This is a genomic window from Novosphingobium arvoryzae (assembly GCF_014652615.1).
GTDB classification, from domain to species: domain Bacteria; phylum Pseudomonadota; class Alphaproteobacteria; order Sphingomonadales; family Sphingomonadaceae; genus Novosphingobium; species Novosphingobium arvoryzae.
Map to the genome: position 1 here is coordinate 502,806 of NZ_BMZD01000002.1, position 24,958 is coordinate 527,763.

The window sequence follows — 24,958 nt, forward strand, 5'->3', positions numbered from 1 at the left end:
ATGAAATTCTCGCTCTCCTGGCTCAAGGATCACCTCGACACCACCGCTTCGGTGGAGGAAATCGCCGCGAAGCTCAACGCCATCGGGCTTGAGGTCGAAGGGGTGGAGGACCCCGCTGCGAAGCTGGTGGGCTTCCGCATCGCCAAGGTGCTGACCGCCGCCCGCCACCCCGATGCCGACAAGCTGCAGGTGCTGTCGGTGGACCTGGGGGATGGCAACCCGTTGCAGGTCGTCTGCGGTGCGCCGAACGCGCGCGCCGGACTGGTCGGCGTGCTGGGCCTGCCGGGCGCGGTCGTGCCCGCCAATGGCATGGAACTGAAGAAGTCCGCGATCCGGGGCGTCGAATCCAACGGGATGATGTGCTCCACCCGCGAACTGGAACTGGGCGAGGATCACGACGGGATCATCGAGCTGCCCGCCGACGCACCGATCGGCACGGCCTTTGCCGAATACCACGGCAGCGACCCGGTGTTCGACGTGGCCATCACGCCCAACCGCCCGGACTGCATGGGCGTTTACGGCATCGCGCGTGACCTTGCGGCAGCTGGCCTTGGCACGCTGAAGCCGGTTCCGGCCAAGGCCACCCCCGGCAGCTTCCCCTGCCCGACCGAAATCCGCACCGACGATCCGGATGGCTGCCCGGCGTTCTACGGCCGCGTCATCCGGGGCGTGAAGAACGGCCCCTCCCCGGAGTGGATGCAGGCACGCCTGCTGAGTGCCGGTCAGCGCCCGATCTCGGCGCTGGTGGACATCACCAACTACGTCATGCTCGCCTATGGCCGCCCTGCGCACGCCTATGACCTTGCCAAGCTGACTGGCGCGATCTTCGCCCGCCGCGCAGTGGACGGCGAAACGGTGCTGGCGCTGAACGGCAAGGAATACACGCTCGACAGCGAAATGACCGTGATCGCCGACGATGCCGGGGTCCACGACATCGCCGGGATCATGGGCGGAGAGCATTCGGGCTGTTCGGACACGACCACCGACGTCCTGCTGGAAGTAGCCTACTTCAACTCCGCGCGGATCGGCGACACCGGCCGCAAGCTGAATCTGACGTCGGATGCACGCCAGCGGTTCGAACGCGGGGTCGATCCGGCGTTTCTGGATGCCGGACTGGACCTGCTGACTGCCCTGATCCTGGAAATCTGCGGCGGCGAAGCTTCCGAAGTCGTCCGCGCGGGGACACCGCCGACCACGCCCAAGGTGGTGGCCTATGATCCGGCCCGCTCACTGTGGCTGGGCGGCGTCACGATCCCGGACAACACCCAGCGCGCAACGCTGGCAGCGCTGGGCTTCATCGCCGACGACGCATGGAACGTGACGATCCCGACCTGGCGCCCTGACGTGGACGGCGCCGCTGACATCGTCGAGGAAGTGGTGCGTATCCACGGCATCGACAATGTCGACAGCGTCGCCCTGCCCCGCGCCGATGGCGTTGCCCGCCCGACCGCGACCCCCGCGCAAAAGCTGGAACGCCGCGTCCGCCGCGCCGCTGCCGCGCGCGGTCTGAACGAAGCCGTCACCTGGTCGTTCCTGCCGGTCCCCGAAGCCGAAGCCTTCGCCACCGGCAACGGCGGCCTGTGGGTGCTGGCCAACCCGATCAGCGAAGACATGAAGGCCATGCGCCCCTCGCTGCTGCCGGGGCTGCTCTCGGCCGTGCGCCGCAATGTTGATCGCGGCGCGGCCAGTCTGCGCCTGTTCGAACTCGGTCGTCGCTACTTGCGCGGCGATGCGGGCCACAGCGATGAACGCCTGACGCTGGGCGCGGTGCTGGCGGGCGAAAAGACCGCGCGCGGCTGGGCGACGGGCAAGGCCCAGCCCTTCGACGCGTTCGACGCCAAGGCCGAGGCACTGGCCTTGCTGGCCGAAGCGGGCGCGCCGGTCGATAACCTGCAAGTGATGGGCGAAGCCGGTCCGCAGTTCCATCCGGGCCAGTCCGGCACGCTGCGACTGGGGCCGAAGACAGTGCTGGCGCGGTTCGGGATGCTGCATCCCGCCACGCTGAAGCAGTTCGACATCGGCGTGCCGGTGGCGGCGGTGGAACTGTTCCTAGAGGCCATCCCGGGCAAGCGCGGTGCGGCGACTTTCGCGCGCAGCGCCTATGCCCCGCCCGCGCTGCAATCGGTGACGCGTGACTTCGCGTTCCTCGTCAATGCCGCACTGCCGGCGGGCGACCTTGTCCGCACCGTCAAGGGCGCGGACAAGGCCAACATCGTCGCCGTCCGCCTGTTCGATGACTTCCGCGGGGCTGGTGTGCCCGAAGGCCAGAAATCGCTGGCAGTCGAAGTCACACTGCAACCGGGCGACAAGAGCTATACCGAAGCCGACCTCAAGGCGATTGCCGAGCGCGTCACGGCCGCGGCCGCCAAGCTCGGCGCGGTGCTGCGGGGGTAAGGATCGAGTTTCGCCGGGGGCGGTGGCTCAGCCCACCTGCCCCCGGTGGAGCAGCTTCTGGTCGGCCAGGACCAGCGCCATCATCGCTTCGACCACCGGCACGCCGCGAATGCCGACGCAGGGGTCGTGGCGGCCCTTGGTGAACATTTCCGCCGCCTGGCCATCCGGGGTGATGGTCTGCTGCGGGGTCAGGATCGAGCTAGTCGGCTTGAACGCCACGCGCACGACCACCGGCTGCCCGGTGGAAATCCCGCCCGCGATGCCGCCCGCGTGATTGGCGAGAAATGCTGGGCCGCCCTCGGCCGGGCGCATCGGATCGGCGTTCTGCTCGCCCGTCAGGCGCGCGGCAGCGAAGCCGTCGCCGATTTCCACGCCCTTGACCGCGTTGATCCCCATCATCGCGCTCGCGAGTTCGGAATCGAGCTTAGCATAGAGCGGTGCGCCCCATCCGGCGGGAACGCCGGTGGCCACGCATTCGACCACCGCGCCGACCGACGATCCGGCCAGCCGCGCATCGTCCACGATCTTTTCCCAGCGCTTCGCCGCTGCCGCATCGGGGCAGAAGAATGGATTGTTGCGGATTTCACTGGCGTCGAAGTTCGCCATGTCGATCGCATCGCCACCGATCTCGGAGACATAGGCCAGGATCGTCACTTCCGGGATCACCAGCCGCGCGACCGCCCCCGCCGCGACCCGCGCCGCCGTTTCCCGCGCGCTGGACCGCCCGCCGCCGCGATAATCGCGGAAACCGTATTTCGCGTCATAGGCATAGTCCGCGTGGCCGGGACGATAGGCCTTGGCGACGTCGGAATAGTCTTTCGACCGCTGATCGACATTCTCGATCATCAGCGATATCGGCGTGCCGGTCGTCTTGCCTTCGAACACGCCGGACAGAATCCTGACCGCGTCCGGTTCCTGCCGCTGGGTCGTGAACTTCGACTGACCCGGCCGCCGCGCATCGAGGAACGGCTGGATCACGCTTTCGTCGATGGCCAGCCCCGGCGGGCACCCATCGACCACGGCGCCCAGCGCCGGCCCGTGGCTTTCGCCCCAGGTGGTGAAACGGAACAGGCGGCCAAAGGTGTTGACGGACATGGACGCCGCTTTGGCCAAAAACGGTGGACGGCGCAAGCGCGGCCCCGCTAAGCCGCGCAGATGTTCCTCGTCGTCTTTCGCAACCGCAAGCGCGCCGACATCGATGCCGCCGCGTATTCCGCCGATGCCGCCCGGATGGAGGCGCTCGCCCGCGCCCAGCCGGGCTTCGTCTCGTTCAAGGGCTATACCGCCGAAGATGGCGAGGTGATCGCCCTGTCAGAATGGGCCAGCGCCGAAGCCGCCCGCGCGTGGGGCAGCCACCCGGACCACAGCGCCACCCAATCGCGCGGGCGGGCCGAATACTATCAGGACTATACGCTCTACACCTGCGACAACCCCCGCACCCACCACTTCGAGAGGCCGCAATCGTGACCGTCACCGTCTATGGCATCCCCAACTGCGAGCTAGACAAGATAGTTGTACACGTAAAACGCCAAGGCATTGATTTAATTGATGTATTTTGAAAGTGCAATTGGGAAGTACGCCGTAAAAATCGCTAACATGTTGAGTTTCGCAAGATTTTTTGGCGGCATGCAGCGTCTGTGAGGGGCTCAACCTGCCAATCTGGTGGACGGGTATGTGGCAGTTAAAGATACAGTCTGTATGGTTGTGCGCACAGCGCAGCGAGGGTGAACACTGATGACTCTGAGAATGTTTGGTATCGCGAATTGCGACACGATCAAGCGGGCTAAGGCATGGCTCAGCGCAGAGGGCATCGCCTTCGACTTCCATGACTACAAAAAATCAGGCGCCGATCCGGCCCTGCTGCAAGCATGGGTCACGGAGCTTGGATGGGAAGTTTTGCTGAACCGTGCTGGGACAACTTTTCGCGCATTGCCGGATGCAGACAAGCAGAACATCGATACAGGCAAGGCTATTGCGCTGATGCTGGCCAACCCCTCGATGATCAAACGGCCCGTGCTCGATTTAGGAGGACGCCGTATCGTCGGCTTCAAGCCTGACGTGTATGCTGCTGAGCTGGTGTCAGCAGGAACAGAAGTCCTACGCTAGCGGCAGGCCATTCCTCTCGCGTCATTTCCGCGCTTTGCGGGTCCGCAAGGCGGCTAAACGACGGAGCCCGCTACGTGAGTAGCGGGCAGTTGGTGCGGGCACTGTACGACGCTTAAAATCGTAGGCTACAGCGCCAGCCTATTGAGCCGTTATCAGCTTGCGTCCATAACAGCACGGCGCTTGCGGCGACGGGTCATGTGCGGCTTCAGGTCTGCGTAGGAAATCCCATAGCTCTTGGCCAAATCGACAATCTGCTTGATGGCATCGGCCTGCTCGGCTTGCTTGGCAGCCTCAATCTGCTTTTCCAGCTCGGCCTTCTTGGCCATTAGCTCAGCAAGTTTGCTCATCTTGAGTTCCTTAAGGTGTTGTGGATTTGGACCTGACCATTCCCATTGTATGGTCAGGGGCTGATATGGACAATGACCTTGAGGTCAGCGCACGAAATGATGTGCTGACGAGCGTCATTTGCGCGGGTTATATTTGCCTTGCGGCTTCGCGTAGACAGGGAATTTTCCGCGAGCGAGATGATAGATCAAACGACATGCTCCATCAAAATGCTCGGTCATGAAATTCGAAATATCTTTCGAATTCATGTGCTTGAGAGACCTCTGCAAAATAAGATCGCTGTGTATCGTTAGAAAAATTTTCTCAAAGCTATCCGTCAAAGGTGCTTTCATCACCGCGTCATAGATGATGAGCTTGTTGTAAAGCCCTTCAAGATCATAGTGCCGAGTCGCAAGCTCGTACTTTCTGCGCATATCAGGACGGCGGTCATAATAGGTTAGCCGAGCAGCCTTAAACGCCTGTTCAGCCTGCTTGAGCATGTCCGGAAGATTGCCATCAAACGGAAAGAAGAAGGCTATGCCGTCCTTGAGGTCGGCAATCTGCTCTCGGGTCAGGTTTGTTGTCGGCTTCGCTTCAGTCTCAAACATATCGCTAAAGAGCCAGCGACCTTTACGCTTCCACCAATCCTCGAAACCTTCCTCCGCCACGATGCCAAAATCGATGAGGATTTCTGCCGTGTTCGGGGACGGCGCGGCCTTGGCTGCATTGCGGTGGCGCACATACAGGATGAGGAAGTGGTACCAGTAGTAGTAGATGTTAGCTGAGTAAGGTTCGCCTTTTGGCGCATTCGCCAATGGCCTTTTGTTGCTCGGCCTCCCCGGGTCAGTTTTTCCGATGTCAAAGGGCGTAATATACTGACAGCAAGAGTTTTTATCGTCCAACATCAAGGCAGCTCCCGCCCTACCAACTTTGTCCCCCCTCTCATGGGAATTGCCCAAGAGCCGGGGTAAGGATTGCTTCCAGAGCCCTCATCTCTCTCATAGATGGTCTCCCCGTCAGCTCAAGCAAAGCTGATGCGTGATCCGAGTGACACGCTTTCTGACGAAGGGAAACACATCATGAATATCGCAAATGAAATCCTCGAAACCGACATTGACGCTGCCAAGCTCAACGCCTTTGTGAGCAAGGCTCAGTCTGCTTACAAGCTGTACAAGACGGCGGCAATGGAATCCGCTGCAAACTGCTACCTGCTCTGGCACTTCGCGGCTTCCGAAGCTGCCGAAGATTTTGCCCGCGCATGGTTTGACGCGAAGTTGGACGACTACAACGCCGAAGTTGACCGCTTCAACAACGCCCTCCCCGATCTCGAAGCTCGCGTCGCTGCCTATCTCGCAGACGACAGCAAGGACATTTCCGCCGAGGAATTCGCCAAGATTGAGGTTTATCTCGGCTATTCCAAGGAGGACTGGGGCAAGGCTGCCAAGGTCAAGGCCGAAGCCCGCGAAGGCGCAAGCCCGTTCACGATTGTGGTCAAGTTCGTGTTCGAGTTCGACCGCGCTGCGGATGCCTCGAATGTTTCGCGCTATGCCAAGGTGCTGGAATACATCCACGAGCACCGTGACCAGCTCGACAGCATGACCGAAGATGCAATCATTGCGTTGCTCAAGAAGGCAGGCGGGTTTGAGGCTGCGCTCGACATTGCCCGTGGCAACGCACCGGAAAACAGCATCAGCGCAAACAACAAGGACGCCAACGCGGCGGGCAGCGACGCCGAAGCGGATGCCAAGCGCAACGAGAAGGTCTCGGCTATCAAGAAGGCCATCTCCCATGCCGTGCCCGTCGCGGACCTCAACTATGTCCCGAAGTTTGCCCGCGATGGCTATGTGTTCCTGATTGGCCGCAAGGTCGATGATCAGGTCGCAATCTACGGCGAACTGGAAGCATCTGAGAACGAAGCCAAGTCGCTGGTTCTTAAGGTCGACACTGACGTGCTTGGCGGCCTCAACCCGTTTGCTGAGTTTGCGGCCAAGGTCTGCGAAATCGGCACGATGGTGCGCGACGGTAAGAAGAGCATCTACACTGCCGACGGCACCAGCTCTGGTGAACATCTCAAGGTGGCTCGCACTTACGTGCTGCGCGATGACGAACGTGGCACCTTCGTGCAGGTTTCCGCCCGCTACACCGATACGTCGGCGGTGATCATTGCCCGACCGAAGCCCGAAATTGACATCGGCCCGATCCCGTCCGGTCAGTTCCTGATGCTGCCCACGGAGCGCCGCGAAGACGATACTGTCACCAAGACGGGTAAGGACCTCGCCAAGCAGGTCAGCAGCATCGGGGATCGCATCATGTTCGGTATGACGGCGATTGCCGGGACTGAGGATGCGCCCCTGATCTGGCAGATCGTGCCGAACGGGAAGGCAGTGGAGCAGTGCGAAAAGGAGCCTCGCTTCTGCTGGACGCTTGCCTCCAAGGAGAAGCACCAGCCTGTCTGCATCGAAAGCTTCAATGCCAAGTTCACCACCGAGCTGCGCAAGACGGCGGTGCAGAGCATCTATGAAGCTTACATCGGAAATTGGCAGAAGGCGAAGAAGGACGAGGACAAGACCTTCCTGCCCATCACGCTGTCCTACAACGGGCTCAGCCTGAGCTTCGCGCACGCCAAGCATAAGTCGTATCTTGTACCGCTTGGGGCAGAAGAGCAGCCGATGGTCACGCTGGCACTGCGGCCCCGCGACATTGCCGACCTGTTCAAGCTTCTGGCGGAACAGAACACTGACAGCTTTGTCATGAAGGCTGACCCCAACGGCCTGCTGATGGTGCGCTGGTCGGACAAGTTCGGTGAGTACGAAATCTACCTGCCGACTGTGAATGAAAAGGGCGGGCTCAAGGATCGCTGCCTGACCGTGCTTTCCTGCCTCATCTAGGCGTGAACTGACCCTGTTGGGATGCTGCCAGTCGGCATCCCAACATCACCTGAAAACTTGATTTACCCAAATTCTGGAGACCTAAAATGGACCGTGAAATCCATAACGATGCCGCTTGGCCGTTTCCCCGGTACGCAAACCACATTGAAAACGACATCACGCCCAAAGATCAGGCCATCTACGTGCCATCTGTGAGCCCTTCCCACGCACAGATGATCTATGATGGGATCATCAATGCAACGTACTGGGGCCGTGCCCTTCCCAAAGGAGTGACGGCAGCCGATCTCAACTTCCTCGATCCTGCCAACAAGCTGTTCCGCATTTCGCACGTCATGACCTCGGCTGGTCAGGCGATGAAGCAGAAGAAGCCGTGCATCATCTCGCAGCGTGATCGCGAAAACACCTTGGTCATCTGCGACAGCGGCGGCTACCAGATTGCCAGCGATAAGTTCCCGATTGAGGATGACAGTGACCGCAAGAAGGTTCTGGACTGGATCGAGGCCAATGCCGACATCTCGATGACGCTGGACGTTCCGACAGGCCCTGTCGTGAAGAACCCTACGAAGTACCGTTTCAAGTCGACCGACGAATGCCTGTCTGCCACGATGGAGCATCTTCGCTACTTCCATCGCAATCGCACGCCGGGAAAGGTTCGCTTCCTGAATGTGCTGCAAGGGAACACGCCTGCTGAAGCCGATATCTGGTACAAAACTGTGAAGCAGTACAAGTTTGAAGGCTGGGCGTTTGCGGGCCGCCTGCGGCACAATTTCTACGAGCTTTGTCGCCGCCTGCTCATCATGTGGCATGATGGTGAGCTGGAACACACGACCCACATTCATGTGCTGGGGACGAATGAGCTCGACACCGCTGTGCTGCTGACGGCGTTGCAGCGCACTCTCAAGAAGCGCACGGGTTACGACATCCGCATCTCCTACGATACCAGCACCCCATGGCGGAGCCTGCGCTTCAATCAGATGATGACGCTGCCCACGTTCGAGCCGGGTCGGATGGTCATGGGTGCTGTCGATGTTCCTGAGAACAAGCAGTTTCGTGACAGTCCGCTTCCGTGGCCGTGGCCCAGCCCGATTGGTAACAAGATGGTCATGGGCGACTATTGCGTCACCGGCTCGCTGACGAGCAGCTTGTTCCGTGACCGGCTCAGCGAAGTCCTGCTGGCACACCACAACCTCGGTGCATTGTGCTGGGCGATTGCAACGGCAAACCGCTTTTTCGACATCGCGACGATCAACAACAAGTTTCAGTATGGTCGCCCCGAGGGCTCTGCGGTCGAGGTGATCGACGAGATTTTCAAGTCGGGTCAGATGGCCACGCTGGAACGGTACAAGGACACGACCTTCAACCGGCTGCGCCATTCTCAAGACTTCGATGATGGCGACAGCGGGCGCTATTGGGACGAGTTGTTCTAACTCCTGCGCCAACCTTCGCCACGGCAAGCTGCCCGACAGCGGTGACGAGGACCGTGCCTACTGAACCATAACATAACAACCTAGCTGCACGGTTTTGCCTACGTGCAGCCACCTTGATGGCATGGTGTTTTGTTACCTTTGGCACCATGCCATCCTTATTCCACGTTGAAAGTGCAACGGACCCTTATTCGAATGTAGATGAAATCAAAGCTGGACTATGTGCTCGACAGGTAGCTCTTCACTTTCCGGCCCCATAAAGAATTTGCGCTCATTCCGGATAGGATCGATCACTAATCCAATGGAGTGCCGGTGGTTGAAAAATGATCGTTGCGTATGACGGTCCGTTCCGCTGAAAAAAGCACCGAGGTTCGGGTGGCTGTGATACCAGCCTACTACGTATTGCCCCTCTACACCTTGCTCACGAGCAGCATCCCAAACATCTGCCGACATTTCCAACGATACGCTCGTCGATGAGAAGGTGCTGGATTGAACACCTTTCTCCACTGTTACAAAGAAATCAGAAGGACAATCTTCATCTTGGAAGACTCTACCCAGTAGTAACCCGCCCATCTCCACATTGCGCTTTTCGAGATGCTCATTGACATCATCAATTACGGATCTTTGCAACACAATTACAGGCTTTGAACGGAACTTGTTAAGTACGTAAAGACACTCAAGGAAGCCCATCGAGCGGAAGCCGGCCTCGATGTCTGCCGGCATAAAATCGGGCTTCTTCTCCGTCCAGCGCATTAGGATTGTATCCTGAACCCAGTTGCGCACTTTGGGCACTTAACATCTAGCGTCTTGCCTGATGGGACAGACAAGGATGCTGCGCAATTTGGACACTTGATAATCGACTTGAGCGGCTCTGACGGAATAGACTTCCAGCTTATACTTGCTGCCTTTTCGCCCGCATCCCAGTTGACCCGGTCGGTTGGGAAAGCAGCCGGATTGGTCGCTCTTGCCTTGCGATACCATGATACCGCATTCGAGTTTGCAGGAGATGCCTCATTAAGCACCGTGGGATCATAGGTAATAATTTGCGCAATTCGCTTCACCAGAAGGTCCATACCAAAGGATGGTAGCCATTTCAGGCCAAGGCATATTCGACCAGAGGTATATACGTTAGGATGAAGGATCGGCGTTGTTATCGTTACGGATGGTTCCACGAACGGATATCGTGCTGGAAGTGAGATGACACACTTTGTCAACTTGCCGATTTCTTTTGGGTAACGTTCAGAGGGGGCAACTTTCAAATTGAAGTGTACCTCGACCTCTGAAGGAGGGCTGCCTTTAACATTGGCTAGTTGTAACAGGCCTTGAGAGGATTTTTGTAGCTGCTCTAGCTTCTGTATATCCTGCATTCGCCTTTGGTCATGCGCATTCATGGATCAGCATCCTGCAACCAACACGGGCTGCACCTCAAGGATTTGGCCATTCTGTACAAGTTCTTCGCTTAGAGCTTGCGAGGGTGAGATTGCCTTGCCTGAAGACGTGTTGACGAGGGTATAGTCTGTATCGGACGGTAGCGCCCAGTTATCTACAGCGGCTTGGATTATGTCACCGCCAACACTCGTTCGGGCCATGGTGACCTCTGCTTTGCGAGTTTGATCAGCAGTTCTGATGATCACAGTAACTTCACTCATATCTCTTCCCTCACAAATTCAAGAACCAACGTGCAATCGTCGACATTCGCCATAACGAACTTGCATGGCATGGGCATACCGCCAGCGGCACTCACTAGTTCGTCGGGCGTAAAGCTATCTCGGATATCAAGATCGACAGCGCCCGGATCGTCGGAGACCTGTGCCGGGAAATCGCTGTTAAAGTCAGAGGCCCTGCGGAACACCGACTTGTAGGCTTCGCCTATCCGATAACCCACCAAAATTGGATCACTTGCAATAAGCTGCATTGCCTGATCCAAGCCTTTTATATCTTCTGAAATTGACGGCTGAGCAGGGAATATGTTCACTTTCCCAGATATGTGGGCGCAGCAAGCGCATTCGGCATTCTTATCCATTGTTATCTTGTTGGATGTACCATTTATCGTATCTACGAATATCCTAGCGGCCTCTTTGGCCTCGCCTTCAATTGCAAGGCGTAGGCCCTCAGAGCAGGCAAAACTGGCGGCAATGGATGATGTCACTATCGTTGTCGGTATCTTCTTCTCGATGAACGAAACCTTCTTAAGGTGTCCACAGGAATATCTCTGCGAAAGCCGCTGATAGACGCTATGAGGAAGGTGGCATTCGTAGCATGCTACATGCGCCCCTGCGCTAAGGGGGAACACCTCAACCACACATGCTCTGCTGTCGATCCCGACATTAATCAAGTCCACACCAGCCAGCCTGCATAGCAGATTGCTCCTTATGCGAGCTTCGAAGTTATCAACACAGCAATAGACGGCATCAAAATTCCTGATTTGAGATAGGGAGAGTTCATCCCAGAAATCGCCATACGTGAAAGTGATGCTTACATTAGGATCAAGCTGCCTTGCCCGCTCGCATGCCACTTTAGCTTTAGGTTCTCCGACATCCTCCTCACGGAACAAGACGCTTCTGGTGAGATTGTGTATCTCAATAAGATCGAAATCGAATACGTGGATTTGACCTATCCCGAGCAGAACTAGGTTTTTAATAACTTCGTTTCCGACAGCGCCGGCCCCAATCACAATGGCCTTCGACTGGCTGACCTTAGCTTGGTCGAACCAATCGATCATATCGTGGCGAAGATAACGTTCGGTCATTTCAGCTCTCTAAGCTTGTCATATGCTAAATTGATTATTTTCAGCATTTCCTCGTTATGCTTGGCCATAAACGCATCTGCTCGGTCAGGATGGTAAGCCTTGATTAGCTTAAGATAAGAGCGCCTTATGTCAGCATTGCTAGCGCCGACTTCTACACCCAAAACCTCATGGGGAGTGAGGGCAGCAAATACCTCCAATCGACTTTGAAATCCACTATCCAGATTTTTCCACCTCACCGGCGCACCTCCAAGATCATGTTGCGCTGGGTTATGATAATCTGTGGGCCAAAACTTGGATGGTTCACGAGCAAACCGCGAACCTTTACGGTTGAACCTGCAAGACTTTTGATAAACGAGGGTCCGCCAACGGCTCCTACGCTACCCTTGAAGAACACTAATTTCAGACCCTTAGCCCATACAGCGTTTTCAAACATAACGGCGTAATCTGTACCACGACGGCTCACTTTGACACTTCTAACTGCCCCTTCGAATGTCACCACTCTGTTGAAATGCGATCTGAAGTTCGCGAGTGTTATGACTTCAGGGTTATAGTCGCGCCCGCCGCCTACACCTTGTTGCCCAGCCGTAATCGAGACGATCGAGCTAGACCCACATGCAACGCATTGCGAGCTATTTTCCTGACGAAGAACCTGGAAGCTTTCAGTGTGATAATAGACCTTGCACGATGTGCATTGGTAAAGTCCTAGGGCCTTATTTAGCGCCTCTCCCGTGAAGGCATCATGCAGGCCGACTAGATCGATAGGTCCATCATTACGATTTCCAGCGACTTCATTGAATTTTATACGAGAGCCCGCAGTAGGAGACTGCTTCGGGCGATAAACGTCTTTGGGTCGCTCTGGCTCTTTTCGGATAGGCGGTGCGCTGCTGCCGTTTGTTCGAGAATTTGATGAGCCTCCGCCCATTTGGCCGATGAGCCAAAAAACGAAAATTATACCGCCAAGGATAAGCAGTGTTTCCAACCGAAGTACCCGCTCTTTACGCCTAACGGAGTTGTTTCCACTTGATCATTCGAGACCGTCGCTTTGTTGCCGTTGCGTCGTAAGCTTGAGGTACTTGCTCGACCGGATTGTGCTCGTCATCATTTCGACGCAATCCATTGAGGTAACCGAAGTACCTGAAGCCTAAAGGTAATCCTAGGGCAATCCACCATCGTCCGGCGGGTGATCGCCCCACCCTAAAACCTCGAGTGCCCCAGCTTAACCCAGCCCCTTTCAACGCGACGCTCCTCCCGACCCAATCTCACTTTACCTTATCCTAGTCGGCTGCAGTTATTCAATGAAGGAAATTGCTGCCAGTTACATTGGGCCTCATGTCAAGAACGGCAAAACCGCGTCCGCCAAAGGTTAGGCCGCCGCGCAGCCACCTTGATGGCATGGTGCTTTGTTACCTTTGGCACCATGCCATTTTTCTTGGGTGGCTCAAGATGATTAGCCGATTTCATGCCGATCAGCGTTCGCCTTTGAGTCTCAAAATGAACGGTTTCAAAGCTTTTTCGAGGCGGATCATCGCGTCAATCTGGCTGTCCTGAAGAGCAGGCCAAAGCTCATCGGAGGAGCGGTAGCCGCCATCTGTCAAAGTCATGCTGATGCGACATGCCCGCTTACCTTCCAGCCCTTCCCACCTCAGCGGACCGCCAAAGGCCGCTTCGATTTCAGGTTTATGGCTTTCAAGTTGGTCGAACAGCGCCTTGTTCTCGTCCTCACAGCCCTTACCACGGTCAATGTAAAGCTCTGCCGTGCGGCTGTCCTGCTTGACTGAATAATTCAGGTTTAGGCCGCGAAAGCCAGAGCTTACCCCTATCCAAGAATAGTCGCCGGGGGTGATATGAGCGTGGAGACGAGACTTCGGTTTGGAACGTTCAATCAAATCGGTCCACCAGCGATTTCGGATGGCATATCGCTCGGCAAACTCCTTACGGGCCATGCCGACTTCTTTAGCTTCCTCGGATGGACCGGCAATCAGCGTCAGCAGTGGTGCGGCGGGTGAACCGGCAATACGCACAGCTTCCACTTTGACCATGTAGAAATCGGCATCCAGTGCCTGATTGAGCCAGCCAATCGCAGCAACGTGCTCGGGCCTTGGCTCCCTGACGATCCAAATGGCAGCTTTTGCCTGCATGGCCGTGAGGTAGGTGATCAGCTTACCGAGATGGTCGTGGTCACTCTTTTCCAGCTGATTTTCGATGATTAGCTTACGGCCTGATGCATCTTCGCCAACCAGATCAATGCTGAACTTTCCGGCAGCCTGCTCACGATCCACGTTGACGATTTCAAGGTCCAACGCCTCGTTCACAACGTCAATATTCTGCTCAAGCCATGCCGTGAAATCGTAGGCCTCGTGCGCCCACACCTCACGCAAAGGCACCCGTTCGAGCTTACCGATAGCCATACCGCCTCCCTCTCAATGACTGCCAAATTTAGCCAGCAAGCCTGCCAGAGTGGCACTCTCATTGATCGCTTGGTCAGAGATCAGCGCATAGCGCCATGTCTTGCCATCACCTTCGGCTACAAACTGGTTGGCATGTTTGACCCATTCCTTGGCCGCTCGCGCCTTGTCCTGCACAACCGGGTCCGTCATCTGGTTTTCGGCCTTGATCTCGACAATCAGCTTCTCGGACACTGTCTCCACTACGAAGTCTGGCTCGTACCGCTTGCCTGACTGGTACTCGATGCGGAACTGGTTGTAGCCCGGCTTGAGCCAGCGCAGCACGTCCTTCTCAAAGGCGCTGTCAATCAGCACGGCAAAGCGCCGCTCTGGGTCACTGTCAAACTTGTGGAACTGATACGGGCTCTTCGCCCCGCCTTGGAACACGAAGCTCGGCGTTGCAGAAAGTGGCGTCGCAGCCTGCGTAAGCGGTAACAGCTTAGACGCAGCGTGGCTGTAATGCTGTGGCTGCAAGGTACGGAATGACCGCGTTTTGCTGGCCTGATAATCCGCTGGCGTTTCGCGGTAATGCAGCTTCATCTGCGCGAAAATGCGCTGCGCGAGCATCTTGCCATGGGCAAGGGCGACATTCTCCACGTCCTGCTCATTGGGCAGATAGCTACGGAGGTGGTCAATCATCTGCCCCGCCAGCTTGTAGAGCAGATCAGCCTGCGTGTCGTAGTCAACCTGCGGGTAATCCATCAGGTGTTTGACCAGATAATTCTCCACCTGGCTTTCCTTCGGGCCTTCAAGCGCCCGTGCCAGCTCGCGCTGCGATTCATCACGCAGATTGCGGATCAGCAGCTTGTCTGAAATTGGCTGCAACCGCACATCGCTGATGCCGGTCAGGTCGAAATCCTCAAACCAGAAGTTCACTTCGCGGCTCGGCAGGATGACGATTTCCGGGATTTCGATGGTGTTTTCGGCAATGCTGGTGACGACAGCGGCCACGACCTTGGCGAAATCGGTGGGTGCCACGATGCCTTCGAGGGTGCCTTGCTGCGCTTGGGTCAGGCGCTGCACATCCTTGGCAATCTGTTGCTGTACCTCGGGCTTTTGCAGCTCGTTCACGCCGCCCTTCAATTGGCGCTCATACTTGTCGCGGATGATGTCGATGGTGGTTGCGACGGCCTGACGCTCCTCCTTTGTCGTGAAGATTGGAGGTTTGGGCTGGCTGTCGGATGCAGCGGGCAATTCAGAGCCTGTGCCCGTCAGGTCCGAGACAAACTTAGGCTCGACCTTGATGATCGTTTCCGGCTCGGTCGAAATATCGCCGCCGTTGCCGATCCGGTATTCCTTGATCTGGACAAGGGAGTCTGCCTCCCGTGCCTTCTTGATCACCTCATCAAATCGGTCGTGGGCAATAACGGTCAGGGTATCAACGGCCTCATTCCCGGTGCGCTCGCCATATGGGAGACGCAGACCACGCCCCAAGGTCTGTTCGGTCAGAATGTCGGAAGCCGAGGCCCGAAGCGGCACGATGGTGTAGAGGTTGGTAACGTCCCAACCCTCTTTCAGCTTGTTGACGTGAATGACGATGTCCGTGTCGCCCGCATGTTCCAGCGTCACAAGGCGCTGCATGGCCTCGTCGCTTTCCTCGCCTTTCAGGTTCGAGTGCACTTCGATGACGCGGCCCTTGTAGGCTCCGGCGAAAAAGTCATCGCTTTCGATCTGATCGCGCAGGTCTTTGGCATGTTTGGTGTCCTGCGCCACAACCAGCATGAAGGGATAAACCCGCCTGCGTCCTGTTTCGCGGGAATAGAGCTCCAGCTCATTCTTCACGTGCTCGTGATAGTGCACGCCGTCCTCAAGCATGATCCGCTCAAGCGATTGGGCATCGTAGTCCGAGGCGCGGAAATCAGCGCGGGTGGCTACGGCAGGTTCTTTCACGAAACCATCGGCCATCGCATTGCCGAGGCCATAATTATAGATGACGTTCTTGAAATCCTTGGGGCTTGCGCCAACCGTCTTGGGTGTGGCGGTCAATTCCAAGCCTAGCTTGGGATCAAGCTCGTAGATCGCATTGGCACCGGCCTTGGCCCTGTAACGGTGCGCCTCATCCATCAGCATCACAAGGTCGGGCAGCTTGGAGAGATAGTCGAAGTAGCTATCGCCCAGCGTTTCACGGAAACTGCGGATTTTGCCCGTTTCCTTGTTGATCTTGTCGACGTTGAAGATGTTGATGATGGCTTCCGAGCCGAACAGGTCTGAGCCGCGAATGCCGCGCCCTTCCTGCCATGTGTCGCCGGTTACGATGATGGGCGGCGTCTGGGCAAACTCAGCGATGCCCCGGAACACGTATTTGGGCGACGACTGCTTGGAGAAGTCATCGACCAGCTTGTTGTAGATCGTGGTGTTCGGCGCGAGAACAAAGAAGTTTTTTGAGCGCCCGGTGAGGTAAAGGAAGGCGATGAACGCCCCCATCAACCGGGTCTTGCCCACACCCGTTGCCAGCGCGAAGCAGAGCGACGGGAAATCGCGCTCAAACGACTGGACTGAGGGATATTGCCCCTGAATTTCCTTGAGCAACTCAACAAGATCGCTGGTCTGAGCGAAATCCATCTTGGCAAGCACATCGCCCAAGATGGTCAGGGCATTTTCTTGCGGCGCACGAAGGCTAAGGCGCTGTGCTATCTGGCGACGAATGCGGGTTTCGTTGACGGGTTCAGCCATTGGCGTTCTCCCCACCAAAGAGCGGCAAGCCATCGGTCGAGGGCGCTTCTTCCGGCGCTTCATCTTCAGCCATTGGCAGGTTCTGAATGTTCAGCGAGTAGTCGTCCCGGCCCCATTCGCACTTCTGCAGGATGGAGGTCGGGATTTTCACCATCGTCAGGTTCTCGAACGCATCCGCGCCTTCGTCATAGGCCTTGCAGCAAATGAGCAGGGAACGATCCGGGCCGACATCATGGGAAATCTTGGCGCAGGCGTCGTAGGTGAGGCTTTGCGTCGTGACGTAGATGAAGTCGGTTTCGGTTGATGAGCCGTGCAGCCAGTATTCCTGCGGATCAGAGGACGGCGCATAGGTGAAGCCCATATGCTTGCACATGGCTTCCGCGAGCATCGCCGGATTGTAGTCTTTGGCGATGACCCAGTTGCCGTACTTGTCTTGGCTCAGCAGCGATGGCGCGAGGGTGAAATAGCGGAAGCCGCCACCACCCTTCCAATCAACAGCCTTGCTGATGCCCCCTTGGTCGGTGCCGTCGATTACCTTTTGGAGACGAGGCAACACATGGGTGTCGGCGTGTTCCCCGATTTCCACCATGATCCAGCGCCGGCCCATTTTGTGAGCCACAGCTCCGGTTGTGCCGGAGCCTGAGAAGCTATCCAGCACTATGTCGCCCGGCAATGTCGCGGTTTCGATTATCCGTTTCAGAAGCTTCTCAGGCTTTGGAGTGGAAAAGACATTATCTATCGACGCAAGAGATGATAATTCCTTTGCCTCTTTATTGGCTTCCCGATTTTCGCCTGCGTCTTGATACGACCACCAAGTCCAGCCTACGAGACCTTGCTCGTTCTCAGCCCAGAACTTTTTGCGTTGCGGCATACCGTTGCCATCTCGACCGAAATATATTCGGTTATCACGCACAAGTTCCTCAAATTTCTCCTTGGTTGTCGCCCAATGCCTGCCACTGGGTGGTGTTAAGACCCTTCCTCCAGGGGTTATGATTTCATATTCCAAATTCGCTCGAAGATTTGGAGCATGGATAGGAACGGCCAACCAATCACCGCGAGGGTCGTTATCCCGATTCGTGTAGGTTGCCCTCTGCTTTTCATCGTTCGCAACGCGATTAAAAACCGCGATATCTGCATTTTTTGCATAAATAAGAACATGGTCGTGAGCGTTCGACAGCAAACGAGCGTCGTTGCGTCTCGTGAGAGTTTTCTGCCAAACAACATTAGCCACAAAGTTGGAACGACCGAATATTTCATCGCACATCACCTTCAGGTAATGCGCTTCGTTATCGTCAATCGTGATCCAAAGAGAGCCATCATCCGATAGGAGGCGCTTCAAGATATCCAGCCTGTCGCGCATAAAGCTCAGCCAAATAGAATGCTCCAGCCCATCGTCGTAGTGCTCGAACGCTGATCCGGTGTTGTACGGTGGATCGATGAAAACGCACTTCACCTTACCAGAGAAATCCTGCTCCAGCGCCTTAAGCGCGAGCAGGTTATCGCCCTTGATGAGCATGTTGTCGAAGATGTCGCCCTCGCGCCGCACTTTGGCGTGATAGCTCTTATCAGGGTTCTCGATCAGAATGCGCGGCTCCAGCTTCGGGCGCTCATCCTTGCCGGGCCAAGTCAGTTCAAGTTTGGTTTTCTTCGTCATAGTGCGCAGTTTTGCTTACCTCTTATAGCCAAAATCGAACAATCTATCTCACGTTTTGGCCATATCATGTTCAACTCATCACTTCTGGTGTGCCTTGCCGTCGGCCATGTTTGTGTAGATGGCGCCTATCATCCTCAGCTTGTCACCCATCTCTCATTACATGATGGACACGTAATTTGCTGACCCGCCTGCATTGGCTCGTTAATCTTCTGATTGCAGCATGGGCAACGTGGCATTTCAATGTACATTTTTCCTGCAATTTCATCATCGCAATGTGAAAGAAGAACATGGCCCGCCCCTTCGGCGTTCGCTCGCTTGGGCTGGAAAACCACCCCTTCTGTGCTCGGCGCTTCCGGCAAGGCAGCCGCCTGCGCGGAATGTAAGGCTAGAGCCTGCAAAATCGCCTGAGCTTCGAGATGTCCATTATCAGCAGCTCTAGCGAGCCAAACATTTGCCTCTAATGCGCTATCTGGGAGCGACTTGAGTGCCTTGAGCAGTTCATATAGACGAAATTGTGCATCTAAATGCTCCTGCTCGGCTGCCCGACGATACCACGTCACAGCTTCTAACCAATCCGATGCAACCCCAAGGCCATAGTCATAGGCTTGACCAGTTTGAAACTGTGCATCTGGATCGCCTTGACCTGCGGCAAGCCGATACCAGTTTAAAGCGGCTTTATCATCTTGATCGACGCCTTCGCCGTTGTCGTAGAGGACGCCTAGGTTCCACTGCGCATTGCTGTTACCTTGTTCTGCTGAAATTAGATAACATCTGAATGCTTCTGCGAGGTTCTGCGCTACACCTTCACCATTGTGATAAAGCACTCCAAGGTTGCACCAAGCGTCAGAGTTGCCTTGCTCTGCCGCCATTTTGTACCATCGAAAAGCTTCTGCATAGTCCTGTTCGACACCGTCGCCATGAGCGAAACTCATACCAAGACTGAATTGAGCGTCAGCATCACCCTGTTCGGCTAATGCGATCAGTTGGCCCATAGGATCTTTTTCTATGGATAGCGCGGCCAGTTCATCTACTGCCAACGCAATGGAATTGCTGAAAATTATATGGGATGCTTGGGGGACTTCATCAAATCTCGAATGTCTTTCGCGATTAGGTGATTTCCTGCCTCTCTTCTGTTCCTCAGTATTTCTGCGCCTAATCTCGTGGGTAATTTTATCTGTGTCGTCGTCAAAATCTTGCTCACGAACGCGATCATTTCTGGCCGACGTGATGCTCGATCTAAAGCTACCTTCACGATCATTATAAGCTTCAATGTAGCTGAGAACGGTCTGTACGATTTGATCTGCTTGATAATCGGATCGCTTGGCTCCTTTCCAGTTAACGAGCCAGTGCACGTCGAGGTGAGTTTTGAAGCGGAGTTTCGATAGAGCTCGCTTTTCTAGTTCGGCAAACTCGTCCCTGATACGTTGCCGCTCCGCTTTGAATTCCGATAACTCGAGGTCTTGCCGTGCCTCACATTCTGCAATCAGGCGGAGATAGGGGATGCCGTCATCCGACGATGCTTCGCCCATCCGACGCAAGCGCCGAAGGTCGGAAATTTGTCTATCGAGGTTTTTGAGGTGTCGATCTAGTTGATGTTCGAGTTGCAGAATGAGAGCCTCATTAGCTTTATATAAGTCGCGCATATCGGCGTCGGCCTCCCGAAGCCAACGCCTTTTCATCCACTCAACTTCCTCAGCAACAATGTCGTTGAGCTCAGCAGGTGGCACCTCCTCGCATACCCTCGGAAATGAACAGCCACATTCAGTTAGGTGAGCCGCTTGAAAGCTCTTTATGGAATTTCCATACTCATCGCAGGCAGCGAGAATTTGGTAATTGTATACCTCACCTTCGCTTTCGATAGAAAGCTCTGCTGCGACTAACCATCCCCTACGATTTTCAAACTTCCGAACATGGTTGGACGGGCCAGCATAGCTATCTAGATCAATGATGATCTCGCTAGGGTAAAGGCCAAATCCATCCAGCATTCAGCTACTCGACTACCCAGCGCATTGTTAGCAGGTTATCAAATTTGGGCTTTTGATTGAGCTGCTCAGCAAACTCGTCAAGCTTATCACTGACCTCCTTGCGCACCTGCTTGCGGCGCTCGAACTTGGATAGCTTGGTATCGTCCACATCGCCTTGCAGCTTCTTGATCTTACGGCTCAGCTCAAGCTTCTGCTCCATCGACAGGTCAGGCGAACGCTTTTGGCGTTGCAGCTCCTTGATCTCAGCTTCCATCGTATCGACCAGCGCATCAAGCTCGATCTCGATGTCCGCTGCATAGCGATCCAGCCGCTCTTCTTCGGCTTCGATCCATTCGAAGTTTTCGCGCTTCACGCGATCAGAGAAGGCGAAGAACTGCTCCGATTGTAGGGCTTCCAGCCTCGCCTCATCCGGCTTTGCGCTAACCGATCCGGCATTCTCGCCCGGAACCATGAACATCTTGTCCGCAATTTCCGAGGCAATGACCTCTCCACTGTCAGTCACGCAGGCAATCAACAGCTCTTCGCGAGGGGCATCTGGGGTGGGCATTGTCGCTTTGGAAACCCGCAGCCATCCCGACTGCCCAGACAGCGCATTCACTGCGGTCATCTGACCTGCATAGGGATACTCTTTGGGCTTGAACCGGATTGCCGCCGGCGATGAGGCGTGATCCCGTGCCTTGGCTTCGTCAACGATCTGTAAGCCAAGTCCGTCCGATACGCGGAAGAACTGCCAATCCTGCTCATCGGCCACCGGCCATGCGGTCGTGTAGGTCTGCCCATGATAGGTAAAGTGCTCACTATCGGGCTGAGGGAATGCAGCGCCATCCAGCTCTGCCTGCGCCACCATAAGCAGCCGTTGGCGGAATTCAGGTATGCTGGCTGCGAGGGCGTTTTGACGGTGATGCAGCTTTTCGACAACCGCGCTGTCCAGCTCTCCCAGCACCTTGGTCCGGGCAGCGGCCATGTCGGCATCAATACGGTCCTTGATGCTCTCGGTCAGGATGTTGAACTCGAATTCTGCCTGTTCCTCGGTCCGGCACTCTTGGACAATGCGCAGAACCTCCCGCTCAAAGTCCAGCCCGTTGACCAATGTGCCTAGCACCTCGTCGCTGGCACCGAAAACGCCGTCGAACAGGTGAAACTTTTCGCTGAGAAGCTGGTGAATACGCTGCTCAGTCTGGTTCTTGAGGTTGAGCATGTTGACCACGGTCACGTCGATCAACTGCCCATAGCGGTGACAGCGGCCAATGCGCTGTTCCACCCGTTGCGGGTTCCACGGCAGGTCGAAATTGATCAGCAGGGAGCAGAATTGCAGGTTGATACCTTCCGCACCGCTTTCCGTAGCAATGAGGATGGTCTTGTCATCACTCTTGAATGCTTCAACGATTGCAGCCTTCATGTCTGCCGTCTTGGAACCGGAAATCTTGTCAGTGCCTGCATACCGCGCCTTCCATGCGGCATAGATGGCCTTGCTCTCGGCATCCGAGTTGGAGCCATTCATCAGGACAATCTGACCGCCGTAGCCATGACGCCCAAGGAGGTCGTTCAGATACATCTGCGTCCGAACGCTCTCCGTGAAGATCACTGCCTTGCGCTTGCCGCCCTTGTTGGCGATTTCGTCGAGAACGGCAGGCAGCTGGCTGAGCAGCACCTCGCCTTTGGAGTTTTTGCCGATGGAGCGAGCTAGCTCCAGGTATGTTTCTAGCTCGGCGATCTCTGCGGCAAGCTTGGCGGGATCGATTGGCTCCTTGCCATCGTCTCCGCCGTCTTCATCGGCTTCCTCGGCCAGTTCGTCGATGATCTCGATGTCGTCGGTCAGGTCTAGCGATGCGCAGCCTTTGGCCTTGAGCCTCTCAATTAGTTTCTCAAGGTAGCTGGCAACGGCGAAGGTCGATGATCCGAGGATTTTGCGGACTTGGAGGACGACGAGCTGATTGGCCTTGTCGCCGTAGGAGATCGTGTCCTTGCGTTGCAGGAATTCCGATAGCGCCTCGTAGAGCTGAACTTCGCTGGCGGTAGGATCGAACGTGAACGTGCGGGCATTGCGCTGCTTGAAGTTGATATGCCCAGCCTGCTGCACCTGCTTGCGCAATGTGCGGTGGCAGATGGGCTTCAAGCGTTCCTTGAGTACCTCAAGAGCCGTGGCTTTTGTGCTGCTCGCAGCATACTGCGCTCGAAAGGCGTTTTCCCCGCCGAAATGGTCGTCATCGATGATCGAGACGATGCCATAGAGTTCCATAAGGGAGTTTTGCAGCGGCGTGGCAGTGAGCAAGATTTTGAAGTGGTCGCGCAGGGCATCCTTGAGGTCTTTGGCCCGCTGCGAGCCCCCTTTTTTGTAGACGTTGCGCAGGCGGTGGGCTTCGTCGAATATGACCAAATCCCATTTGACCAGCTCAAGCTCGACGGCCTTTCGGGCGGCGAACTCATAGGAAACAATGACAACGCCTTCGGCAGCCTCGAATGGGCGACGATGGCCTTCCTTGCGCATGGCATTGTAGGTCGCAGCCTCGATGATGGTGCTGCGCAGTGAAAACTTATCGAAGAGCTCCTGCTGCCATTGCTTGCGCAGCGATGCAGGCACGATCAACACGATGCGACGGCGGTGCTCAGCCCAACGCTGCGAGATTACCAGCCCAGCTTCAATGGTTTTGCCGAGGCCAACTTCGTCCGCGAGGATCACGCCCTTGGAAAGCGGCGACTTGAGGGCGAACAAGGCCGCATCGACCTGATGCGGGTTCATTTCAACTCGGGCAGACGTCAGGGAGCGGGTGAACGCATCCTCGTCCACTCCCGCCAAAGTCAGCTTATGGGCGTGATAGTGGCCCTGAACCTTAGTGAAACTGACCAAAATGCCCCCAGCGCGGAATCAATGGGACAAGCCTAGCATATTATTTTGGAACGTTTCGATGCCTTTCGACCGATGACCTCGGTGAAAGACCAACTTTACCCCGCGTTAGCCGCGTTCCTGAGCTGCTCATCCGACACATGGCAGTAGAGGGCGGTGGTTTGGATCGAGGAATGGCCCATGAGCTGCTGGATCGTGGCCATGCCAATGCCCAGCTCGTTCTTCCTCGTGGCAAACGTGCGGCGACCTGCGTGGCTGCTGGTATCAATGCCCGCTGCGCGGTAAATGGCCTTAATCCTCGTGCTCAGCGTGACGGTGCACATGTGCTTGCCCGTGCGAGAGCTGCGGATCAGGGGAGCTGCATCGGGCAGATTCTTTGAGTGACCCAAGAAAACCGTCAAAATCCGGCGCAGCTCGTCCCCAACAAACACACGCCGGGACCGATTGCCTTTGGTCTGGTGCTTGGCGAGGTGAATGATGTCCACTGCCCTGCCATCCAAGCCCCGCACATCGCCTATCGTGAGCGCGGCGATTTCGCCAACACGCATGCCGCCCATGATGCTCAGTGCCAATGCCAGCTTGTCGCGCTGCCCGTGACTGCCTGTTTCCGCAATGCGCAGCACACGACGCACCTCGTCCTTGGTGAGCACCTTCGCTTTTGCCATTTCCATCACCCCTTGATGAACTTTTCTGCTGTGCTCAGCATATTTTCATCAGAAGGGCGTTCCTACCGGAAGGGGGGCGGTGAAGACCTCATAGATCTCAGTGGGATAGCCGTGGTCGGTGAACTTTTATGTATTTCTTCACCTCAATGCCGAGTGGGAGTGCGAGCCCGTTTTCTGGTTTGCTTTGCCCATAATGGAGTATCCCGGCGCAGAGGGAGGTTTCTGGCCGGGACACAAATATGAGAATACGCTAATGTAAGGTGCGCACTGTGCCAGCACGCCACCCGCTTATTCAGGCGTGAAAAGCGGCTCTTTCTTCTGGAACTCGTGAGCCTGCTTGTCAAAGCTTTCCTTGTCTGCGTACTGGAGGTCAGCACGCCCGGTCAGCATTCCCATTTTGATGGTGCAGCGGACATACTGAGTTTCGCCAGCAGCCACCTCAACCTGCACGGAGCTGGTCTTGTTGGTTAGGATATAGCGCCCGGGCTTAACATTGAGCTCAGCATACTTGTTCCTGCCCAGCTCCACTACCTCGCGTTCTTTGTAGCGAATTGGGCAACCAAGAGCCAAGCCAACCATGGCGCCCTGCCTATACACCACGATTTTACCTGTCTGCGGCGCGGCAGCAGCGGTGACAGTTTCCGGCGCGGCAATGGGAGCTGCTTGCACAGTGGTTTCAGCCTCTTGGGCATTGGCAGTGGCACAGCAGGCAAAAGCCACGGCGGCTACGATACGCTTCATGATCATCTCCTTATGAGCCGAGCAAATGCCTCGCAGATAGCGGCAGCAGCTCAGCATTTCAGGTTG

General features: G+C 56.2%; 21 protein-coding genes. 5 read left to right on the plus strand and 16 right to left on the minus strand.

Translation table 11 applies throughout. From position 1 onward, the window contains the following. On the plus strand, positions 1 to 2,394 hold the full coding sequence (pheT, locus tag IE113_RS05770) for a phenylalanine--tRNA ligase subunit beta (protein ID WP_189539459.1): 2,394 nt from the start codon (positions 1 to 3) through the stop codon (positions 2,392 to 2,394). A 27-nt stretch (positions 2,395 to 2,421) separates the two neighbouring features. On the opposite strand, the gene aroC is transcribed toward pheT, so the two are convergent. Continuing rightward, entirely contained in the window at positions 2,422 to 3,489 is a 1,068-nt protein-coding gene (gene aroC / locus IE113_RS05775; protein ID WP_189539460.1) for a chorismate synthase, read from the minus strand. Positions 3,490 to 3,549: 60 nt separating this feature from the next. On the opposite strand from aroC, the gene IE113_RS05780 reads away from it, so the two are divergent. Continuing rightward, positions 3,550 to 3,861: an antibiotic biosynthesis monooxygenase family protein gene (locus tag IE113_RS05780; RefSeq protein ID WP_189539461.1), complete on the plus strand. Its 312-nt coding sequence runs from the start codon at positions 3,550 to 3,552 to the stop codon at positions 3,859 to 3,861. 267 nt (positions 3,862 to 4,128) lie between these two features. After that, positions 4,129 to 4,500, plus strand: coding sequence for an arsenate reductase (locus IE113_RS05785; protein WP_189539462.1), 372 nt, complete (start codon positions 4,129 to 4,131; stop codon positions 4,498 to 4,500). A gap of 152 nt (positions 4,501 to 4,652) precedes the next feature. Here IE113_RS05785 and IE113_RS05790 read toward each other — a convergent pair whose 3' ends face one another. Both IE113_RS05790 and IE113_RS05795 read right to left on the minus strand, forming a co-directional pair. Further along, entirely contained in the window at positions 4,653 to 4,847 is a 195-nt protein-coding gene (locus tag IE113_RS05790; RefSeq protein ID WP_189539463.1) for an H-NS family nucleoid-associated regulatory protein, read from the minus strand. 114 nt (positions 4,848 to 4,961) lie between these two features. Further along, entirely contained in the window at positions 4,962 to 5,729 is a 768-nt protein-coding gene (locus IE113_RS05795; protein ID WP_189539464.1) for a hypothetical protein, read from the minus strand. Positions 5,730 to 5,903: 174 nt separating this feature from the next. Between IE113_RS05795 and IE113_RS05800 the strand changes: the two genes are divergently transcribed. Both IE113_RS05800 and IE113_RS05805 read left to right on the plus strand, forming a co-directional pair. After that, entirely contained in the window at positions 5,904 to 7,712 is a 1,809-nt protein-coding gene (locus IE113_RS05800) for a hypothetical protein (RefSeq protein ID WP_189539465.1), read from the plus strand. Between the two features lie 86 nt (positions 7,713 to 7,798). After that, positions 7,799 to 9,139: a hypothetical protein gene (locus tag IE113_RS05805; RefSeq protein WP_189539466.1), complete on the plus strand. Its 1,341-nt coding sequence runs from the start codon at positions 7,799 to 7,801 to the stop codon at positions 9,137 to 9,139. 204 nt (positions 9,140 to 9,343) lie between these two features. Here the strand turns inward: IE113_RS05805 and IE113_RS05810 are convergent, their stop codons facing one another. From IE113_RS05810 to IE113_RS05870, 13 genes are all read right to left on the minus strand, one after another. After that, on the minus strand, positions 9,344 to 9,928 hold the full coding sequence (locus IE113_RS05810; RefSeq protein WP_229822153.1) for a M67 family metallopeptidase: 585 nt from the start codon (positions 9,926 to 9,928) through the stop codon (positions 9,344 to 9,346). After that, the gene (locus tag IE113_RS16440; RefSeq protein ID WP_189539468.1) at positions 9,889 to 10,527 is read right to left on the minus strand and encodes a ubiquitin-conjugating enzyme E2; all 639 of its coding nucleotides are present in this window, start codon (positions 10,525 to 10,527) and stop codon (positions 9,889 to 9,891) included. The genes IE113_RS05810 and IE113_RS16440 overlap by 40 nt, the downstream gene beginning before the upstream one ends. A gap of 3 nt (positions 10,528 to 10,530) precedes the next feature. Next, positions 10,531 to 10,785 carry a hypothetical protein gene (locus IE113_RS05820; protein WP_189539469.1) on the minus strand — a complete coding sequence of 85 codons (255 nt, stop codon included), beginning with the start codon at positions 10,783 to 10,785 and terminating at the stop codon, positions 10,531 to 10,533. Beyond that, positions 10,782 to 11,885: a HesA/MoeB/ThiF family protein gene (locus IE113_RS05825; protein WP_189539470.1), complete on the minus strand. Its 1,104-nt coding sequence runs from the start codon at positions 11,883 to 11,885 to the stop codon at positions 10,782 to 10,784. The genes IE113_RS05820 and IE113_RS05825 overlap by 4 nt, the downstream gene beginning before the upstream one ends. Then, positions 11,882 to 12,121 (minus strand): J domain-containing protein, encoded by a 240-nt coding sequence (locus tag IE113_RS05830; protein WP_229822154.1) that lies wholly within the window; start codon positions 12,119 to 12,121, stop codon positions 11,882 to 11,884. The genes IE113_RS05825 and IE113_RS05830 overlap by 4 nt, the downstream gene beginning before the upstream one ends. Then, positions 12,118 to 12,864 (minus strand): hypothetical protein, encoded by a 747-nt coding sequence (locus tag IE113_RS05835; RefSeq protein ID WP_189539471.1) that lies wholly within the window; start codon positions 12,862 to 12,864, stop codon positions 12,118 to 12,120. The genes IE113_RS05830 and IE113_RS05835 overlap by 4 nt, the downstream gene beginning before the upstream one ends. A 487-nt stretch (positions 12,865 to 13,351) precedes the next feature. Beyond that, complete coding sequence (locus tag IE113_RS05840) at positions 13,352 to 14,293, minus strand: DUF4268 domain-containing protein (protein WP_189539472.1); 942 nt, start codon at positions 14,291 to 14,293, stop codon at positions 13,352 to 13,354. 12 nt (positions 14,294 to 14,305) lie between these two features. Beyond that, the gene (locus IE113_RS05845) at positions 14,306 to 17,002 is read right to left on the minus strand and encodes a DEAD/DEAH box helicase family protein (RefSeq protein ID WP_189539473.1); all 2,697 of its coding nucleotides are present in this window, start codon (positions 17,000 to 17,002) and stop codon (positions 14,306 to 14,308) included. After that, positions 16,995 to 18,656 (minus strand): site-specific DNA-methyltransferase, encoded by a 1,662-nt coding sequence (locus IE113_RS05850; RefSeq protein ID WP_189539474.1) that lies wholly within the window; start codon positions 18,654 to 18,656, stop codon positions 16,995 to 16,997. The genes IE113_RS05845 and IE113_RS05850 overlap by 8 nt, the downstream gene beginning before the upstream one ends. Before the next feature lie 134 nt (positions 18,657 to 18,790). Further along, on the minus strand, positions 18,791 to 20,641 hold the full coding sequence (locus tag IE113_RS05855; protein ID WP_189539475.1) for a tetratricopeptide repeat protein: 1,851 nt from the start codon (positions 20,639 to 20,641) through the stop codon (positions 18,791 to 18,793). Positions 20,642 to 20,645: 4 nt separating this feature from the next. Further along, on the minus strand, positions 20,646 to 23,489 hold the full coding sequence (locus IE113_RS05860; protein ID WP_229822155.1) for an SNF2-related protein: 2,844 nt from the start codon (positions 23,487 to 23,489) through the stop codon (positions 20,646 to 20,648). A 95-nt stretch (positions 23,490 to 23,584) separates the two neighbouring features. After that, the gene (locus tag IE113_RS05865; RefSeq protein WP_189539476.1) at positions 23,585 to 24,151 is read right to left on the minus strand and encodes a tyrosine-type recombinase/integrase; all 567 of its coding nucleotides are present in this window, start codon (positions 24,149 to 24,151) and stop codon (positions 23,585 to 23,587) included. A 288-nt stretch (positions 24,152 to 24,439) separates the two neighbouring features. Further along, positions 24,440 to 24,892 carry a DUF2846 domain-containing protein gene (locus IE113_RS05870; RefSeq protein ID WP_189539477.1) on the minus strand — a complete coding sequence of 151 codons (453 nt, stop codon included), beginning with the start codon at positions 24,890 to 24,892 and terminating at the stop codon, positions 24,440 to 24,442. Between the last annotated feature and the right edge of the window lie 66 nt (positions 24,893 to 24,958).

Bases quoted from the DNA above. Each gene is read 5' to 3' on its own strand.
- IE113_RS05795 (WP_189539464.1), bottom strand. From the start codon at position 5,729: ATGTTGGACGATAAAAACTCTTGCTGTCAGTATATTACGCCCTTTGAC.
- IE113_RS05855 (WP_189539475.1), bottom strand. From the start codon at position 20,641: ATGCTGGATGGATTTGGCCTTTACCCTAGCGAGATCATCATTGATCTA.
- IE113_RS05850 (WP_189539474.1), bottom strand. From the start codon at position 18,656: ATGACGAAGAAAACCAAACTTGAACTGACTTGGCCCGGCAAGGATGAG.
- IE113_RS05845 (WP_189539473.1), bottom strand. From the start codon at position 17,002: ATGGCTGAACCCGTCAACGAAACCCGCATTCGTCGCCAGATAGCACAG.
- IE113_RS05805 (WP_189539466.1), top strand. From the start codon at position 7,799: ATGGACCGTGAAATCCATAACGATGCCGCTTGGCCGTTTCCCCGGTAC.
- IE113_RS05840 (WP_189539472.1), bottom strand. From the start codon at position 14,293: ATGGCTATCGGTAAGCTCGAACGGGTGCCTTTGCGTGAGGTGTGGGCG.
- IE113_RS05820 (WP_189539469.1), bottom strand. From the start codon at position 10,785: ATGAGTGAAGTTACTGTGATCATCAGAACTGCTGATCAAACTCGCAAA.
- IE113_RS05825 (WP_189539470.1), bottom strand. From the start codon at position 11,885: ATGACCGAACGTTATCTTCGCCACGATATGATCGATTGGTTCGACCAA.
- aroC (WP_189539460.1), bottom strand. From the start codon at position 3,489: ATGTCCGTCAACACCTTTGGCCGCCTGTTCCGTTTCACCACCTGGGGC.
- IE113_RS05870 (WP_189539477.1), bottom strand. From the start codon at position 24,892: ATGAAGCGTATCGTAGCCGCCGTGGCTTTTGCCTGCTGTGCCACTGCC.
- IE113_RS16440 (WP_189539468.1), bottom strand. From the start codon at position 10,527: ATGAATGCGCATGACCAAAGGCGAATGCAGGATATACAGAAGCTAGAG.
- IE113_RS05785 (WP_189539462.1), top strand. From the start codon at position 4,129: ATGACTCTGAGAATGTTTGGTATCGCGAATTGCGACACGATCAAGCGG.
- IE113_RS05800 (WP_189539465.1), top strand. From the start codon at position 5,904: ATGAATATCGCAAATGAAATCCTCGAAACCGACATTGACGCTGCCAAG.
- IE113_RS05790 (WP_189539463.1), bottom strand. From the start codon at position 4,847: ATGAGCAAACTTGCTGAGCTAATGGCCAAGAAGGCCGAGCTGGAAAAG.
- IE113_RS05780 (WP_189539461.1), top strand. From the start codon at position 3,550: ATGTTCCTCGTCGTCTTTCGCAACCGCAAGCGCGCCGACATCGATGCC.
- IE113_RS05865 (WP_189539476.1), bottom strand. From the start codon at position 24,151: ATGGCAAAAGCGAAGGTGCTCACCAAGGACGAGGTGCGTCGTGTGCTG.
- pheT (WP_189539459.1), top strand. From the start codon at position 1: ATGAAATTCTCGCTCTCCTGGCTCAAGGATCACCTCGACACCACCGCT.